This is a genomic window from Myroides fluvii (genome assembly GCF_009792295.1).
Classification (GTDB): Bacteria; Bacteroidota; Bacteroidia; order Flavobacteriales; family Flavobacteriaceae; genus Flavobacterium; species Flavobacterium fluvii_A.
The window spans coordinates 1760225-1777410 of record NZ_CP039934.1 but is presented as its reverse complement, the minus strand read 5'-3'; the positions used below and the strand labels follow the sequence as shown (position 1 = coordinate 1777410).

Genomic DNA, 17186 nt, shown 5'->3' with positions numbered 1-17186 from the left:
TTGCATAAAATTTAAAAAAAGAGAACCTATGATTAATTATTATGTTAGTGTTTTAAAAAACTACGCAAACTTCAATGGTAGAGCACGCAGAAGTGAATTTTGGTATTTTGTACTATTTAACTGTATTATCTCATTTGTACTGGGCTTTGTAAGTGGATTAGTATTTGAATCAGGCATCCTTGGAAATATTTACGCTCTTGCGGTACTTGTACCAACAATTGCAGTAGCCGTTAGAAGAATGCACGATGTTAATAAAAACGGATGGTATTGCCTTATTCCTATTTACAGCCTTATTCTGGCTGCTACAGAAGGAACTAAAGGAGATAATGAATACGGAGCGGATCCTAAAGCAAATGCTTAAGGATTTCATCTGATCAATTAAAGGGTTATTCGAATAGAATAGCCCTTTTTTTTATCCTGATTTGTCCCAAGTGGAGATTGTTTGGAATTAAAACTTACTTTTGTACTTCATTTTAAATCAAGGCGATGAAAAAACTATTGGGCAAAATTATGTTGGCTATTACGGGATGGAAGCTTGTAGTACACGACGAATCGTTCAAACAAGAAAAAAAGAGTATTCTCATTTGTGTACCCCACACATCCAACTGGGACTTTTATTACAGCTTGGCCTGTTTTTGGATTTTAGGCATGCCTTTTAAAATGTTCATCAAGGATTATTATACGAAATCCTGGTTTGGTTTCTTCTTTAAAGCCCTTGGCTGTATTGGCGTTGACCGTACGAAAAGTCAGAATTTAGTAGAATATGCAGTTCAAATAATCGAAGAGGCGGACACCATTGCTTTAATCAATACACCCGAAGGGACTCGTTCCTATTCGGAAAAGTGGAAACAAGGGTTCTATCACATCGCAAGACAAACTGACATCCCTATTGCTTTGTGCTATGCGGATTACAAGAAAAAGCAATGTGGCATTGTAAAATTAGTCAGAGTAGAAGACAAATCCTTTGAACAATTACTTGATGAAATTGCCCCTTACTATAACGCAGAGATGGCGAAGTACCCTGAGAATTACAATCCTAAACTATATTAAACCTCAATACGATGAAAAGAAGCGTTTTCTTGTTTTGTATGACACTGCTCTTTCTGCAATGCAAGAGTACACAACCCCAGTCAACATCAGCACAAGCAAAGCTTGCTTTTCAACTTTGTCAATGGTATGGATCAGATCAAGGAATACGAGAACGAGCTTTCAATGCAGTAAACCGAGAAGTACTGCTAAAACTAGATTCAATCCACTTTGCGAAGCTCGTTGATTTTGTCAAAATACACGGCATGCCCAATGAATTACTACTAGGCAAAGCGTACTATCAAGAAGAGTGTGTCAAACTAGCTGCTTTTTCGATCCTCTTGCACAATCCAGAAAAACTAGTCGAACAGGAATCAGCCTATCACTTATTTTTAAATGAAGTACAAATAGGGCGAATGAATCCCGAAGTTTTTGCTTTAATCATAGACAAACATTATTGGGTAAGGGGATTACCTTTACCGTATGGGGGTCAATTTGGACAACCTTGTTTAACGGACAAAGAAGCTGTCAATACCAGGAGAAAAGCACTCGGTTTGAAAGAATTAGAAGCATCTCAGTTCAAAACTTGCGACAAAGTAAGCTACAATTTATAGATAATCTTATTTTTTCCGTTTGTTTAGAAGCTAAAAAAGGAGGGGTTAATCTGTTCAAACAAATTACAACTCAGCTTGTTAAATGCAAATAAAAGCAAAAAACAGCAGTATGGATTTGTATAATAAAAGAAATTATGTAATTTTGCACTCCCTTTATTGGGAATGGAATGTTTAATTAAATACAAAATTATTGTGGAAAGTTTAAGCTACAAGACTGTATCAGCAAACAAAGCGACTGTTCAAAAAGAATGGTTAGTTGTAGATGCTGAAGGCCAAAATTTGGGTCGTCTTGCTTCTAAAGTGGCAACACTTTTAAGAGGTAAACACAAGACAAATTACACGCCGCACGTAGACTGTGGAGACAACGTAATCGTAATCAACGCAGAAAAAATCAACCTAACAGGTAACAAATTAGATGACAAGACTTACATCCGTCATACAGGTTACCCAGGAGGACAAAGATCTTTAACTGCTAAAGTAATGCAACAAAAAAATCCTGCATTATTAGTAGAGAAAGCAATCAAAGGGATGTTGCCTAAGAACAAATTAGGAGCACAATTATTCCGTAATTTAAATGTTAATGTAGGAACTGAGCACAAACATGGCGCTCAACAACCTAAAGCCGTTAATTTAAACGAAGTTAAGTAATGGGAGTTATTCACAAAATCGGTAGAAGAAAAACCGCTGTAGCTCGTGTTTATGTTTCAGAAGGAACAGGAAACATTACAGTAAACAAAAAAGATTTTAAAATTTATTTCCCTACAGGTACATTACAGTACAAAGTATTACAGCCTCTTACACTTACTGAGAACGCTGAGAACTTTGACATCAAAGTAAATGTATACGGTGGTGGAACGACAGGACAAGCTGAGGCAGTGCGTATGGCAATTGCTAGAGCGATGTGCGAAATTGATGTTGAGAACAGAGCAGTTCTTAAACCAGAAGGATTATTGACTCGTGACCCTCGTATGGTTGAGCGTAAGAAATTCGGTCAGAAAAAAGCTCGTAAGAGATTCCAATTCTCTAAACGTTAATATTTATTTATTATTAAAAAATCTAGGTTTTTGTTGCGCACTTGCATTTTTTGTAAGAAGTAGTTTAGCATCTAAATGGTTGAGACCGAGCAATCGCTACTGAATCATTGCTAAAGTAACAGAACGTAAACTATTAGAAAATGGCAAACAAAGTAGAAGTTAAAGAATTACTAGAAGCAGGTGTTCACTTTGGACACATGACTAGAAAATGGGATCCAAACATGGCTCCTTACATCTATATGGAGCGTAATGGTATTCACATTATCAATCTATATAAAACAGCAGCTAAAATTGAAGAAGCGAATGAAGCTTTGAAAAAAATCGCTGCATCAGGAAGAAAAATCCTTTTCGTTGCTACAAAAAAGCAAGCGAAAGACATCGTAGCTGAAAAAGCAGCTGCAGCTAACATGCCTTACATCACTGAAAGATGGCCAGGTGGTATGTTAACAAACTTCGTTACTATCCGTAAAGCTGTTAAGAAAATGGCTTCTATTGATAGAATGAAAAAAGACGGTACATTTATGACGCTTTCTAAGAAAGAGCGTTTACAAGTTGAGCGTCTTCGTGCAAAATTAGAGAAAAACTTAGGTTCTATTGCTGACATGACTCGTCTACCAGCAGCTCTATTTGTTGTAGATATTAAAGCTGAACACATTGCGATTAAAGAAGCACAAAAATTAAACATTCCGATCTTCGCTATGGTAGATACGAACTCTGATCCACGTCAAGTTGATTACGTTATACCAGCAAACGATGATGCTTCTAAATCAATCGATAAAATATTATCTTTAGTGACTTCTGCTATTATCGAAGGTAATGCAGAAAGAAAAACTGAAAAAGAAGAAGCTCCAGCTGTAAAAGCGGATGCTGAAGCTAAAGCATAATTTTTTAACAATATCATAAAGTCGTTATGCTGATAGATGTTTACCTTTGTATTCAACTGTCAATAACGACTTTTTTAATTTATTAACTCTTTAAAAGATCACTAAAATGGCGAATATTACTGCTGCTGACGTAAACAAGCTAAGACAACAAACAGGTGCCGGAATGATGGACTGTAAAAAAGCTTTAGTTGAGGCTGAAGGAGATTTCGATAAAGCTATCGAAGTTTTACGTAAAAAAGGACAAAAAGTTGCTGCTAACCGTTCTGACCGTGACTCATCAGAAGGTGCTGCTGTAGCTGTTGTTAATGCGGACAAAACTAGAGGAGTTGTTATCACATTAAACTGTGAGACTGACTTCGTAGGTAAAAACGAAGGTTTCCAAGCTTTAGCAAAAGAATTAGCTGAAAAAGCTATCAACTTCAATACAAAAGAAGAATTCTTAGCTTCTGCTTACAATGACACTATGACTATTGCTGATAAATGTATCGAGCAAACAGGAGTTATTGGTGAGAAAATCGAAATCGGTTCTTTCGAAATATTAGAAGGTGCTTTCATCGGTTCTTATGTTCACGGAAACAAAATCGCTGCTATCACTGCATTATCTGCTGCTGTAGCTAAAGCGGACGAAATTGCAAAAGACGTTTCTATGCAAGTTGCTTCTATGGGAGCAGACACTTTATCTTACAAAGATTTTGATGCTGAATTCATCGCAAAAGAAACAGAAGCTCGTATTGCTGTTATCGTTAAAGAAAACGAAGAATTAGTACGTTTAGGTAAAACACTTAAAAATGTACCTCAATATATTTCTTACGCTCAACTTACTGAAGAAGTATTAAAACAAGCGGAAGAAGATGCTAAAGCAGAATTAAAAGCGGAAGGTAAACCAGAAAACATCTGGGACAGAATCTTACCAGGAAAAATTCAACGTTTCATCAGTGACAACACAACTTTAGATCAAGAGAAAGCTTTATTAGACCAAAACTTCATTAAAGATGAGGCTAAAAAAGTGTCGGACTATGTTCAATCTTTTGGTGTTGAAATCACAGGATTCAAAAGAGCTTCATTAGGATAGTATTTTTCCTAAAAAAATTAAAATATCAAACCTCAAACAAAATGTTTGAGGTTTTTTTATTTATTTTCGTATTTTTAAACAAAAAAATATGAAACTCATCAAAAACAGCTTATTATTACAAATTGTCATTGCCATAGCCCTAGGGACCTATTTAGGCGATAAACTTCCGTTGGAAATAGGTAGAGTTTTCAGCACGTTCAATAGCATCTTTGGGAATTTTTTAAGCTTTATTATTCCACTAATTATCGTGGGGTTGATTATTCCCGCTATAGGCAATATTGGCAAAGAAGCGGGTAAACTATTGTTACTAACTACAGGGTTAGCTTATGGATCTACGCTCTTAGCTGGTTTTAGTTCCTATGCTGTCTCGATTAGTATTTTTCCACAATTCCTTCATTCTCAATCGACGCAATTAGCAATTGAAGCGGAAAAAACACTAAGCCCCTACTTTTCTATTGAAATTCCTCCTCTATTTGATGTGATGAGCGCCCTAATCTTGGCTTTCATTGTCGGGATATGCATTTCTAAAGGCCCATTTACGCATTTAAAGGGTGTTTTTAACGAGTTTCAAACTATTATCATGACAGTAATCGAGAAGGTGATTATTCCTTTCTTACCCCTCTTTATTTTCGGTGTGTTTTTGAACATGACCTATAGTGGTCAAGTTTTTGTAGTATTGGAAACCTTCTTGAAAATTATTGGCGTGATCTTCGCCCTTCATATCATATTCTTAGTCTTTCAATATTGTATTGCGGGTTTACTAACGAAGCGAAATCCATTTCTTTTAATGAAGCGCATGTTACCAGCTTATTTTACGGCTTTGGGAACACAATCTTCTGCAGCAACCATTCCGGTTACTTTAGCATCTACGCTAAAGAATGATGTCAACCCCAAAATTGCCGGTTTCGTTATCCCCCTTTGTGCAACCATTCACCTAGCGGGAAGTACGCTTAAAATTGTCGCTTGTGCCATCGCCTTGATGCTCATTCAACAAACACCTATCGATCCTTTGGCGATGATTGGCTTTATCTTTATGCTGGGTGTAACCATGATTGCTGCTCCCGGAGTACCCGGTGGAGCTATTATGGCTGCCTTAGGAGTATTACAGTCTGTTTTAGGTTTTAGTACCGAACAACAAACACTGATGATTGCTTTATATGTTGCCATGGATAGTTTTGGTACGGCTTGTAATGTAATGGGAGATGGTGCGATTGCCCTGATTGTTGATAAGATTAGTTCAAAACAACCAGGGTAAAGAACCAACCTTTGTTTAATTTCCACTAATCAAAACTCAATTATACAAAATAAAAAGATCGATAACTTCAAAGAAGTTATCGATCTTTTTATTTTTGACTCAATCCTTTTATGTAACAATAGATAACAGTCTTTTAATTACTGACAGTTTTTCACTGCGCCATCTATTTTCTTAATTATCTTCCCCATCATTTCAAGAAAATTAGGATCAAAATTATAACGTTCCAATAGCCGTATTACTGTTATACGCTCATCCCAAGAGATTTTCTTCTTCATCAACAACGTTCGCTACAAATAATCTGTATATCCTGGTTTACGATTCCATTCTTCATAGATAAACAAAACTTTAATCCTATCTCTTTATCAGGTTGTGTCAAATAATTAAAACAACCTGTAAAGGCATTATCCTTTTGTTTTGTAGCAACATACAAAAAATCTATACTTGGATTTTCTATCAGATACTTCTTCTCATCATGCTTTTGTAATGACAATTCTTTCAGCAATCAAGCCCTACCCCGTTATTCCTCAAGTCCATTCTTTTTTAGGAAGTGTTTATAATAATACATATTAACTTCCCACATGATTGTCCAATAACCGAGCACACCTCCTAACATCCAAATGATAAAATAATATACCAGTTGTATCCCAAGAACAATAGTAAAATCGTCAAATAGCAAGGATGACAACATGGTAAATAGCCCAACAATCAATCCAAAAATACTCCCCTCAATAAAGCCATATCTCAATCGTCCAATTTCTATTTTCCTTTTCCAATTTTCAATGAATTTAGCTTCTGATTTTTTCATGTTCCTTAATTTGCAAAACAAGATACAACATTCTGGCTTAACTAAACAAAACTTGCTTCCCATGAAATAATTCCTATATTTGCTTCCAACTTTAGGGGTGTCTACATTGCGTAGGCTGAGATTTTACCCTTTGAACCTGATCTAGTTCATACTAGCGTAGGGAAAAGTGAGATGACTTCATTTGGTACATTCTGTACTAGCGTGTAGGCATTCCTAAAGTTTTATATTCAAAATAACAAGGAATGGAACTACACATCAACAATCAGAAATTTCACTTTGAACAGACGCAAATTAGCATCGAGGCTTTGCTCAATTTACACGGCACAACCCAACAAAAAGGCATTGCTGTTGCGGTGAACGCTACGGTTATTTCCAAATCGGATTGGAGTACCTATCTCTTATCCGAGGCAGATGATATTTTAATTATCACAGCTACCCAAGGCGGTTGATTCCATTTTATTTGATCAGTACAAACTAAAAGTAAATAAGTAAACATGGAACAACACGAAAAAATTTCCCAAACCCCTTTTCCCAACTCCAAGAAGATTTACGTAGAGGGCAAGCTATTTCCTATTCGCGTAGCCATGCGCGAAATCACCTTACACGACACGAAGCTCAGCAAAGGTGAAACAGAAAAAAACCCACCTGTAACGGTTTATGACACCTCAGGTGCCTATACAGATGAGCAAATCGACATCAACATCAAAAAGGGATTGCCTCGTTTGAGAGAATCTTGGATTTTAGATCGACAAGATGTAGAGATATTAGAGAACCTCACCTCACTTTACGGACAAAAAAGAGCGGAAGATCCTACTTTAGATCATTTGCGTTTTGAATTTACCCATAAACCTAAAGTAGCAAAAACAGGAAAGAATGTAACCCAGCTATACTATGCGAAGCAAGGGATTATTACTCCTGAAATGGAGTATGTAGCAATTCGAGAAAATCAACGCTTGGAGCAACTAGATACCGTTTCTCCAGCACTGAAACAGCAACATCCAGGAAATAGTTTTGGCGCCAATACGCCAAAAAACTATATTACTCCTGAGTTTGTGCGCGATGAAATTGCTTCAGGGCGAGCCATTATTCCCAATAACATCAATCACCCGGAGAGTGAACCTATGATTATTGGACGCAATTTCCTAGTTAAAATCAATGCTAACATTGGAAATAGCGCTGTTACCTCAACCATTGAAGAAGAAGTAGAAAAAGCGGTTTGGGCGTGCCGATGGGGAGCAGATACCATTATGGATTTGTCAACAGGGAAAAACATACACGAAACCCGCGAATGGATTATTCGCAATTCACCCGTCCCGATTGGAACCGTTCCCATCTACCAAGCGTTGGAAAAAGTAAAAGGAGTTGCCGAAGAGTTGACCTGGGAAATTTTCAGGGACACGTTAATCGAACAGGCCGAGCAAGGGGTATCGTATTTCACGATTCACGCCGGCGTACTCTTGCGCTATATCCACTTAACCGCTCAGCGCGTAACGGGTATTGTTTCTCGAGGGGGATCCATCATGGCCAAATGGTGTTTATTTCACCATCAAGAGAACTTTTTATATACGCATTTTGAGGAAATCTGTGAAATTATGAAAAAGTACGATATTGCTTTTTCACTAGGGGATGGATTGAGACCAGGTTCTATTGCAGATGCCAATGATGCGGCTCAATTTGCAGAACTAGAAACTCTCGGTGAATTGACCAAAATAGCGTGGAAACACGATGTTCAGGTGATGATTGAAGGGCCTGGGCATGTACCGATGCACCTGATTAAAGAGAATATGGAAAAGCAACTGCGCGATTGTGGAGAAGCGCCTTTTTATACCTTAGGCCCTCTAACTACAGACATTGCACCAGGATACGACCACATTACCTCAGCTATTGGCGCAGCGATGATTGGATGGTATGGAACGGCCATGCTGTGTTATGTAACGCCAAAAGAACACTTGGGTTTACCCAATAAAAAAGACGTGAAAGACGGGGTGATTACCTACAAGCTAGCAGCGCATGCCGCGGATTTGGCCAAAGGTCATCCAGGTGCACAATACCGAGATAATGCCTTGAGTAAAGCTCGTTTTGAATTCCGTTGGGAAGATCAATTCAATCTATCCTTAGATCCTGATACAGCGCGAGAATTTCACGATGAGACTTTACCTGCAGATGCCGCTAAAGTAGCACACTTCTGCTCCATGTGTGGTCCAAAATTCTGTTCAATGAAAATTTCTCAAGAGATTCGAGATACTGCGGCGCAGGGAATGAAAGACATGTCAGCCGAATTTATCAAAACAGGAAAAGAAATTTACTTGTAAAATGGTCGTGATAACCCCAGCATATCATTCACAAGAGTTAAGCCTCGCCAATGAGATGTTGGAAAGAGGCTTACCTCTTTTGCATATTCGAAAGCCACATTTCACTTTTGACGCGCTTCAGAGATGGGTACAAAATATAAGTTATCAACATAGCAATCGGTTGGTTATTCACATTCCTCCATCAGTTATGAACAATAATGGACAAGTTTTCCAACAATACATCGAACTTATCAACAGCTTAAAGGCACAATTCGCCCACTTATCAACAACTAATTGTTCATTTGTTAATAACTGTCCGCTAAAGATGCCCTATTTGTCAACAAGTGTTCATAACCTCACCGAATGCGAGAAGTTATCAACAAGCCATCAACGCGTTTTTCTCAGCCCTATTTTTAGCAGCATCTCAAAAAAAGACTACCATCCCACAATAGATTGGTCCGCCTTTTTACAGGAGTGGAACTACCCTTGGATAAAAACAGTAGCCTTAGGGGGTATTACCCCCAATCATCTTCCTGCGATTCGCTCCATGGGTTTTACTGATTTTGCACTTCTTGGCGCGCTTTGGCAAGCGGAAGAACCGTTAAAAATTTTTGATTTATGTTACAAACAAGACCTTTTGCTCTTTCCATAGCTGGATTTGATCCCTCTGGGGGAGCTGGTATACTCGCCGATATAAAAACCTTTGAAAGTCATCAAGTCTATGGCTTAGGTATTCTTAGTGCGAATACCATTCAAACAGAAGATACATTTGAAGCGATTCGTTGGGAGAAACGCCATTGCGTTCTCCAACAACTTAAAGCACTTTTGGAACGATACAAACCAAAAGTAATCAAAATTGGTATTGTGGAATCAGGCGAAGAGCTCTTACACTACCTCCCTGTCATTAAACAATATTGCCCTCGTGCTTTTATTGTTTGGGATCCTGTTTTGCGCTCGAGCACTCATTTTGATTTTACTACGAAGATTGACAGTCAGACACTAGAGTCAATACTCAACCAAATTGATTTAATTACTCCAAATTATTTGGAAATGGATCAATTGATTAGTACAGCGGATACTCCTCAAGAAAAGGCTCAATCGCTTCGTTCTTCTTGCGCGGTTTTACTCAAAGGTGGACATCACCCAAAAACTAAAGCCGTTGACCAATTGTTTATGTCAGATGAAATCCATTCGTTTTATCCTCAATGTGTGTATCCCATCACGAAACACGGCACAGGTTGTGTGTTATCCTCAGCTATTGCCAGTCATATTGCTTTGGGAGATCCTTTATACCTAGCCGTGCGAAAAGCAAAGAAATACGTCGAAAAACTATTGGAATCCAATTCAACTTTACTTGCATATCATGTTTAATCCAATTCAATACATCAGTCAAGGTGATACCCCTCAAGAGCAATTGTATCACATCGAATCCGTTTTAGATGGAGGTCAACGCTGGATTCAATTCCGATTTAAAGACACGCTAACATCCATTCGATGGAAAACCGCCGAGCAGGTTAAAATCCTTTGTGACACGTATCAGGCCACATTAATCATTAACGACCATGTCGATTTAGCCCGAGCTATTGATGCTGACGGCGTGCATCTCGGTCTTCAAGATACTGCAATAGCTACCGCTCGTCTAGCATTGCCAAATAAAATAATAGGCGGAACAGCGAATACACTCTTGGATGTCCAACAGCGAATAGCAGCATCCTGTGATTACATCGGATTAGGTCCTTTTCGCTATACATCAACCAAGAAAAATTTAAGTCCCCTTTTAGGCTTTGAGGGGTATAAAAAGTTAATAGAGGCCCTAACTGCTGAAGAAAGAAAAACACCTATCGTTGCTATTGGAGGCATTACATTAGAAGATGTCGCCCAATTAGAACAACTGGGGGTATCTGGTATAGCGATATCTAGTTTACTCCATCAAGGCCAACACCCTCAGCCTATCATACAACAACTAAACACCTACTTTTTATGAAACCACTACAACTTGGAGATAAAACCTTTCACTCTCGCCTATTCTTAGGTACAGGCAAATACGGATCCAATGCTCAAATGGAGGCTGCTACTTTAGCTAGTGGAACGGAATTCATAACGGTTGCCCTCAAGCGATTGGATTTAAAACAGGAAAACAATGCCCTACTTGCCCATTTGAATCACCCGCATTTGCATTTATTACCTAATACCTCAGGAGCAAGAAATGCTAAAGAAGCTATACTAGCAGCACAATTGGCGCGTGAAGCTTTAGAAACCAACTGGGTGAAAGTAGAAATTCATCCTGACCCGAAATATTTATTACCCGACCCCATAGAAACCTTAATAGCGACGGAGGAACTAGCGAAACAAGGTTTTTTTGTCTTGCCCTATATTCACGCAGATCCCGTATTGTGCAAGCGATTAGAGGAAGTTGGAACGACAGCTGTCATGCCCTTGGGTTCTCCAATAGGAACCAACAAGGGATTGAAAACAATCGACTTTTTGGAAATCATTATTGAAAACAGTCGTGTTCCTGTTATTGTTGATGCGGGTATTGGAGCTCCTTCTGATGCAGCAAAAGCCATGGAATTAGGTGCAGATGCCGTTTTAGTCAATACAGCTATTGCCGTTGCTGGAGATCCAGTTCAAATGGCCAAAGCCTTTCAACAAGCTGTACAAGCAGGGCGAATGGCTTATGAAGCTCAATTAGGTGCTATCCAAAATCACGCCCATGCATCCAGTCCTTTAACCTCTTTTTTGTATCAATAGCTATGACGTTTTACGATATCTATACAACATACGATTGGCAGACGATTCAGAAGCAAATAAGCGAAACAACATCCTATCAGGTGATGCAAAGCTTGCGCAAACCGAAACGAGATCTCTCTGATTTTATCCATCTGATTTCACCTGCAGCTCGTCCTTTCTTAGAACAAATGGCTCAACTCAGCCAACAATTGACACACAAGCGATTTGGCAAAACCATTCAGCTTTATACCCCTATGTATTTGAGCAATGAATGCCATAATATCTGCACCTATTGTGGCTTTAGTATTGACAACAAAATTCCCAGAAAAACATTAACGCCAATCGAAATTGAACGCGAAATTCACCTACTCAAAAGTCAAGGGTATGATCATATTTTACTAGTAACAGGAGAAGCCAATCACACGGTAAATCTTCAGTATTTTGAACAAGCGATTAAACAAATACGCCCTTCATTTTCGACGATATCCATCGAGGTACAACCTTTAGAACAAGATGAATACGAGGTTTTGGCCCAATTGGGGGTATATGCTGTTTTGGTGTATCAAGAAACCTATCACGAAGCCGTATATAAACAATATCATCCCAAAGGGAAAAAATCCAATTTCCGCTATCGCTTAGAAACACCTGATCGCATTGGACAAGCGGGTATACACAAAATAGGCTTGGGTGTATTACTCGGGCTAGAAGATTGGCGTGTCGATAGTTTTTTCACCGCTTTGCATCTCGATTACCTTCAGAAGAAGTACTGGAAGACCAAATATTCGATTTCCTTTCCTCGATTGCGCCCTGCTGAAGGAAATGTAGAGCCCAATTTCATCATGGAAGACATTGATTTACTCCAATTGATGTTTGCCTATCGCATTTGGAATGAAGATGTAGAGCTCTCTATTTCAACACGAGAAAGTGAACTATTTCGAGATCACGTCATTGGATTAGGAGTTACCGCTATGAGTGCGGGGTCTAAAACCAATCCAGGAGGGTATAGTGTTGATCAGGACTCGCTTGCCCAATTCGAGATTTGCGACAATCGATCAACAGCCACCATTTATCAACTGATTCAATCCAAAGGATATGATCCTGTATGGACCGATTGGAATCAGAGTTATGCTAATTTTTAATTGTCTTACTATGTTGGAGATACACGATTTTTTGCGCTATAGTCGCCCGATGAATCTAGCTGAAGTTGGAACAACTGGACAACTAAAAATAAAAGAAGCGCGGGTATTAGTTGTTGGGGCGGGTGGATTGGGGTCTCCCATTCTCACCTATTTAGCAACCTCTGGAGTGGGATATTTAGGTGTGGTTGACTATGATCAGGTAGAGCTACACAACTTACATCGTCAGATTCTCTATACAGAAAACGATCTTGGACAGTACAAAGTAGATGTTGCGGCCAAGCGCATTACGCAGCTCAATCCGCATATTAATTTTCAGGTTTACCGAGAAAAGGTAACCAAGGAGACTGTTGAATCACTATTCTCCTCTTATGATTATATTGTGGATGGTACGGATAATTTTGTTACACGTTATTTAGTCAATGATGCCTGTGTACAGCTAAACAAAACTTTAATCTATGGAACCCTTTTAGGATATCAGGGCCAACTAGCTGTATTCAACCATCAAAAATCAAAAAATCTACGGGATATCTTTCCTGAGGCACCCGATCCTAGAGATATTCCCAATTGCAGCTTACATGGAGTATTGGGAACCTTTCCGGGTATTATTGGCTTAATGATGGCTCAAGAAACACTCAAAGTCATTTTAGGTGTTCATCCGTTGCGCAATCAGTTGCTGTTGATTGATACCTTAAATTGGAAGATTCAGACGTTAGCTTTTTAACGTCCGGATCTCCTCTTTATTTTTTACCGTGTAAATACTCCATATAAATATCCCGGGGAATTTCCACAGCGCCTAGTAATGCTAAATGGGGATTATACACTTGACAGTCTAACAATCGACCACCTTCATCTTTGAGCTTTTGTATCAACCGGTGAAAGGCTACTTTACTGGCATTGGACACCAAAGAAAACATACTCTCACCACAGAAAACACCATGTCCTATATCAACACCATATAAACCACCGACGAGTGTACCATCTTGCCATACCTCCACAGAATGAGCATAACCCAATTGATGCAATTGACAATACGCATCTAACATTTCATCGGTAATCCACGTACCGTTTTGTCCTTGTCTTTTTACCTGTTGACACTGTGTAATTACCGTCTCAAATTGGGTATTGAAAGTTACCTGAAATACGTTTCGATTCAGAATATTTCGCATACTTTTTGAGGGCTTAAACGACAGGGGATCAACTACCATTCTAGGGTTAGGCGCCCACCAAGTAATTGGTTCCCCATCTTCAAACCACGGAAACACACCGTGTTTATAAGCTAAAAGCAACCAATCAACAGTAAGAGCACCTCCGATGGCTAAAATGCCCGATTCATGTGCTGTATCAACTGGAGGAAAACCTAAGTAATTCGGATCTAAAATTGCAATCATAGCGAAAAAAAATCCCCAATCGATTGATTAGGGATTCCTGTTATTTAAAATGGTAAATCGTCGTGATCCTCTTCCGTGAATGACGGAGCTGGAGGGAATTGTGGCGTTTGTGGTGCCTGTGGTGCTTGCTGTGCATACTGGTTTTGCGTACCTTGATTACCTTGGTAATTTTGGTTAAATCCTCCAGCTTGCTGTGCAGGTTGCCCCATATTCGGTTGTTGCATATATTGATTCTGCACGGGTTGACCCATTGGCTGGCCCATTCCTTGTGCAGGCATATTTCTTTCAATTCTCCATCCTTGAATAGTATTGAAATATCTCACTTCACCTTGTGGAGATGTCCACTCTCTTCCTCTTAAATTAATCGACACTTTTACTGGTTCTCCTACTTGATAAGTATCCAGTAAATTTACTCTATCTTGTGTAAATTCAATTAAAATATCTTGTGGATATTGTTCTTCAGTAGTAACCACAACTTCTCTTTTTCTGAAGCTTGAGCTAATATCTTGTGGCTGCCCAATCACCTTAATTCTTCCTATTACTTCCATTATATCTTTTTTTTCCTGATTGTTACTTTGCTAAAATCATATTCCAAGCCAAAGGTACATTATTTTCCTCTAAATACTTTTTAGCCTGTCTAAATTTCTTTTCTAAATCACCCGATTGAACGATTTCATTTGCTTGAGGATTTGCTTCTAAAAACGCCTGAATTTCTTGCTCTGTTGGCAAGTGCTCCACGTTTCCAAGGATTCCCAAATCATTTCCTGAAAACACTAAACTGTCAATTGCGTCTTGTGGAATAATATCAACACCTAGTCCTAAGGTTGTCAAAGGTTTTTCCACTTCAAACAGTCCTTTATTCGCACGACTGTACCAATTGCCTCCCATACGAGAAACCAAATCAATTTTATGCTGATCAATGCCTCCTTTATCATTCAAAATAGCCTCATCAATGTGCATTTTTACCACCTCGCAGATGACTAAATTTCCTGCACCGCCTTCTGTTCCCAATCCTATTACTTCTTGAACAATACACTCAAACTGAACTGGACTTTCTTTTACGCGGAATGGGCGAACTTCTTCCGATTCAATCATTGTAAAACCAGCCTTTACAAACTCATTCACCCCATCTTTGTACTCTGTACTCGATAGTGAGGTTTGTTGAACCATATCATAATTTACCACATTAATCACCACTTGCATCGTTGCTTGAACATTGAACAACGTATGTTTACATGTGTTATCTCGAACGCGTCTTGAAGGTGAAAACACTAAGATGGGCGGATTAGCACTAAATAAGTTAAAAAAGCTAAACGGGGATAAATTTGGTTTTCCATCAGCATCAACTGTACTGGCTAACGCAATAGGCCTTGGACCTACTGACCCTTGTAAAAAACCTTGTAATTCAACAGTCGAAATGTCTTTTGGGTTTATTGTTTTCATTTTATTTCTTCTTTTTAGGTAGACGAGTAAAGGTAATAAAAGCAGATTGAACCACAAAAAAAGACGAGATACAAACACCTACTTGAAGTGCTATTTTTCTTTTTTTAATCCAATCATTATCGCCTAGGCCTGTCTGCTAAAGAATCTAACCCACTGCTTAAAACAAAAAATGACGTCTATTCATATAAAAAAGCGCTATTTCTGCGTTTATACCCTTAACGACCTTCATTCACCTTCTAGGAAAAGCCCGCATAGAGTGAATTATATCGCCTTTTTTTTAATTATCTTTAAGCATCTAAATTAAACATTACCTTGAAAATACAAAGAGAGATTATTCGTTGGACCCTCATTGCTACAGCTTTTGTTGTTTTACTCCTTATTCTTTGGAATACATATTCCTTTTTTCAAACTTACAAAGAAGAAGAGCGCATCAAAATGGAAATTTGGTCCACGGCATCCAATACGTTGAATGAAGCAAATCCTCACGATACTAATCTTGAACTCCCTTTGTTAATTCTCACCAATAACACAACCATTCCTATCATTCAAACGAATGAACGCGATAGCATTTTAGCCATGGTCAACGTTCCTCCTCATGTACTACAAAGTGAAACAGAGGCTGCTTTATTTTTGCGCAAACTCAAAAATGAAAATACGCCTATTGAAGTAGAAGTAGGTAAGCAAAAGCAATATTTGTATTACGGCAATTCTTCTCTATTGCTAAAGTTAAAATACTATCCCTTGGCTTTAATTTTGATTTTTATCTTTTTTACGGTGTTAATCATTATTTTTTACCGCAGTAATAAGATTGCCGTTCAAAATCGATTATGGACGGGTATGGCTAAGGAAACCGCCCATCAAATTGGCACACCTTTATCCTCCTTGTTGGGTTGGATTGAATTAATGAAATTGGAGGAGATAAACCCTGCGATTATTGAAGAAATAGAAAAAGACGTCAAGCGATTGCAGACCATTGCGGATCGCTTCTCTAAAATTGGATCCAAACCAAAATTAGCCCCTGTAGACATCGTTGCAGAAACCTACAAAACCTATCTGTATTTTCAACAACGCTCGTCTAAACATATTGCGTTTGAATTTATAGCACCTGAACGTGATCTTCAGGTTTTACTCAATCCTGAATTACATAGCTGGACCATTGAAAATTTAATTAAAAACGCCATTGACGCCACAAAGGGGAAAGGACAAATAGAACTCGTTATCTCAGAAACGGATCAGTTTGTTCATCTTTTTATCACCGATACGGGAAGTGGAATTCCCAAAAATAAATTTGAAAAAATATTTGAACCGGGATACACCTCAAAGAAACGCGGATGGGGCTTGGGCTTATCGCTCTCACGTCGAATTGTAGAGGAATACCAAAATGGAAAGATTAGGGTGCATCACTCCGAAATAGGCAAGGGAACTACTTTTGTGATTACATATAAAATGGTTTAATTCCGCTTAGTGAATGATACCGAAAGATAAAAAAAGCAGTAGCGATTTAA

21 protein-coding genes and 1 riboswitch are annotated in these 17186 nt (G+C 38.5%); of the genes, 17 read left to right on the top strand and 4 right to left on the bottom strand.

Annotated elements, in window-relative coordinates:
- Nucleotides 1-28 precede the first annotated feature (28 nt).
- The 8 genes from FBR08_RS08065 to FBR08_RS08030 all read left to right on the top strand — a co-directional run bounded on the left by FBR08_RS08065 (nucleotide 29) and on the right by FBR08_RS08030 (nucleotide 5885).
- On the top strand, nucleotides 29-361 hold the full coding sequence (locus tag FBR08_RS08065; RefSeq protein WP_158962261.1) for a DUF805 domain-containing protein: 333 nt from the start codon (nucleotides 29-31) through the stop codon (nucleotides 359-361).
- A 125-nt stretch (nucleotides 362-486) separates the two neighbouring features.
- The gene (locus tag FBR08_RS08060) at nucleotides 487-1050 is read left to right on the top strand and encodes a 1-acyl-sn-glycerol-3-phosphate acyltransferase (RefSeq protein WP_158962260.1); all 564 of its coding nucleotides are present in this window, start codon (nucleotides 487-489) and stop codon (nucleotides 1048-1050) included.
- Nucleotides 1051-1061: 11 nt separating this feature from the next.
- On the top strand, nucleotides 1062-1640 hold the full coding sequence (locus FBR08_RS08055; RefSeq protein WP_199268644.1) for a hypothetical protein: 579 nt from the start codon (nucleotides 1062-1064) through the stop codon (nucleotides 1638-1640).
- A gap of 192 nt (nucleotides 1641-1832) precedes the next feature.
- Nucleotides 1833-2288 (top strand): 50S ribosomal protein L13, encoded by a 456-nt coding sequence (gene rplM, locus FBR08_RS08050; RefSeq protein WP_158962259.1) that lies wholly within the window; start codon nucleotides 1833-1835, stop codon nucleotides 2286-2288.
- Complete coding sequence (gene rpsI, locus FBR08_RS08045; protein WP_002987796.1) at nucleotides 2288-2674, top strand: 30S ribosomal protein S9; 387 nt, start codon at nucleotides 2288-2290, stop codon at nucleotides 2672-2674. The genes rplM and rpsI overlap by 1 nt, the downstream gene beginning before the upstream one ends.
- Before the next feature lie 140 nt (nucleotides 2675-2814).
- Nucleotides 2815-3558, top strand: a complete 744-nt coding sequence (gene rpsB, locus FBR08_RS08040) for a 30S ribosomal protein S2 (protein ID WP_158962258.1) — start codon at nucleotides 2815-2817, stop codon at nucleotides 3556-3558.
- A gap of 106 nt (nucleotides 3559-3664) precedes the next feature.
- Nucleotides 3665-4630, top strand: coding sequence for a translation elongation factor Ts (gene tsf, locus FBR08_RS08035; RefSeq protein WP_158962257.1), 966 nt, complete (start codon nucleotides 3665-3667; stop codon nucleotides 4628-4630).
- 88 nt (nucleotides 4631-4718) lie between these two features.
- Nucleotides 4719-5885 carry a dicarboxylate/amino acid:cation symporter gene (locus tag FBR08_RS08030; RefSeq protein WP_158962256.1) on the top strand — a complete coding sequence of 389 codons (1167 nt, stop codon included), beginning with the start codon at nucleotides 4719-4721 and terminating at the stop codon, nucleotides 5883-5885.
- 517 nt (nucleotides 5886-6402) lie between these two features.
- Here the strand turns inward: FBR08_RS08030 and FBR08_RS08025 are convergent.
- Complete coding sequence (locus tag FBR08_RS08025; protein ID WP_158962255.1) at nucleotides 6403-6690, bottom strand: hypothetical protein; 288 nt, start codon at nucleotides 6688-6690, stop codon at nucleotides 6403-6405.
- Between the two features lie 83 nt (nucleotides 6691-6773).
- Nucleotides 6774-6870, top strand: a riboswitch (TPP riboswitch).
- 62 nt (nucleotides 6871-6932) lie between these two features.
- Between FBR08_RS08025 and thiS the strand changes: the two genes are divergently transcribed.
- The 8 genes from thiS to FBR08_RS07985 are packed head-to-tail and all read left to right on the top strand — an operon-like array spanning nucleotide 6933 to nucleotide 13571.
- Nucleotides 6933-7139, top strand: a complete 207-nt coding sequence (thiS, locus tag FBR08_RS08020) for a sulfur carrier protein ThiS (protein WP_158962254.1) — start codon at nucleotides 6933-6935, stop codon at nucleotides 7137-7139.
- Nucleotides 7140-7184: 45 nt separating this feature from the next.
- On the top strand, nucleotides 7185-9002 hold the full coding sequence (gene thiC / locus FBR08_RS08015) for a phosphomethylpyrimidine synthase ThiC (RefSeq protein ID WP_158962253.1): 1818 nt from the start codon (nucleotides 7185-7187) through the stop codon (nucleotides 9000-9002).
- A gap of 1 nt (nucleotide 9003) precedes the next feature.
- Nucleotides 9004-9633, top strand: coding sequence for a thiamine phosphate synthase (locus FBR08_RS08010; protein ID WP_158962252.1), 630 nt, complete (start codon nucleotides 9004-9006; stop codon nucleotides 9631-9633).
- Nucleotides 9600-10352, top strand: a complete 753-nt coding sequence (locus FBR08_RS08005; protein WP_158962251.1) for a hydroxymethylpyrimidine/phosphomethylpyrimidine kinase — start codon at nucleotides 9600-9602, stop codon at nucleotides 10350-10352. Before FBR08_RS08010 ends, FBR08_RS08005 begins: the two co-directional genes overlap by 34 nt.
- On the top strand, nucleotides 10345-10965 hold the full coding sequence (gene thiE, locus FBR08_RS08000; RefSeq protein ID WP_158962250.1) for a thiamine phosphate synthase: 621 nt from the start codon (nucleotides 10345-10347) through the stop codon (nucleotides 10963-10965). The genes FBR08_RS08005 and thiE overlap by 8 nt, the downstream gene beginning before the upstream one ends.
- Nucleotides 10962-11732: a thiazole synthase gene (locus tag FBR08_RS07995; RefSeq protein WP_158962249.1), complete on the top strand. Its 771-nt coding sequence runs from the start codon at nucleotides 10962-10964 to the stop codon at nucleotides 11730-11732. Before thiE ends, FBR08_RS07995 begins: the two co-directional genes overlap by 4 nt.
- Nucleotides 11733-11734: 2 nt before the next feature.
- Nucleotides 11735-12850, top strand: coding sequence for a 2-iminoacetate synthase ThiH (gene thiH, locus FBR08_RS07990; RefSeq protein WP_158962248.1), 1116 nt, complete (start codon nucleotides 11735-11737; stop codon nucleotides 12848-12850).
- Nucleotides 12851-12860: 10 nt separating this feature from the next.
- A complete protein-coding gene (locus FBR08_RS07985; protein ID WP_199268643.1) occupies nucleotides 12861-13571 on the top strand; it encodes a HesA/MoeB/ThiF family protein in 711 nt (236 codons plus the stop codon).
- Between the two features lie 16 nt (nucleotides 13572-13587).
- Here the strand turns inward: FBR08_RS07985 and aat are convergent, their stop codons facing one another.
- From aat to FBR08_RS07970, 3 genes are read right to left on the bottom strand one after another with little or no spacing between them, the layout of a single operon-like run.
- A complete protein-coding gene (gene aat, locus FBR08_RS07980) occupies nucleotides 13588-14238 on the bottom strand; it encodes a leucyl/phenylalanyl-tRNA--protein transferase (RefSeq protein ID WP_158962246.1) in 651 nt (216 codons plus the stop codon).
- A 44-nt stretch (nucleotides 14239-14282) separates the two neighbouring features.
- Nucleotides 14283-14786, bottom strand: coding sequence for a DUF3127 domain-containing protein (locus FBR08_RS07975; protein WP_158962245.1), 504 nt, complete (start codon nucleotides 14784-14786; stop codon nucleotides 14283-14285).
- Between the two features lie 22 nt (nucleotides 14787-14808).
- Nucleotides 14809-15681 carry a flavin reductase family protein gene (locus FBR08_RS07970; RefSeq protein ID WP_158962244.1) on the bottom strand — a complete coding sequence of 291 codons (873 nt, stop codon included), beginning with the start codon at nucleotides 15679-15681 and terminating at the stop codon, nucleotides 14809-14811.
- A gap of 312 nt (nucleotides 15682-15993) precedes the next feature.
- Here FBR08_RS07970 and FBR08_RS07965 point away from each other — a divergent pair, with 312 nt between their 5' ends.
- Nucleotides 15994-17136 carry a sensor histidine kinase gene (locus FBR08_RS07965; protein WP_158962243.1) on the top strand — a complete coding sequence of 381 codons (1143 nt, stop codon included), beginning with the start codon at nucleotides 15994-15996 and terminating at the stop codon, nucleotides 17134-17136.
- Nucleotides 17137-17186: the final 50 nt, after the last annotated feature.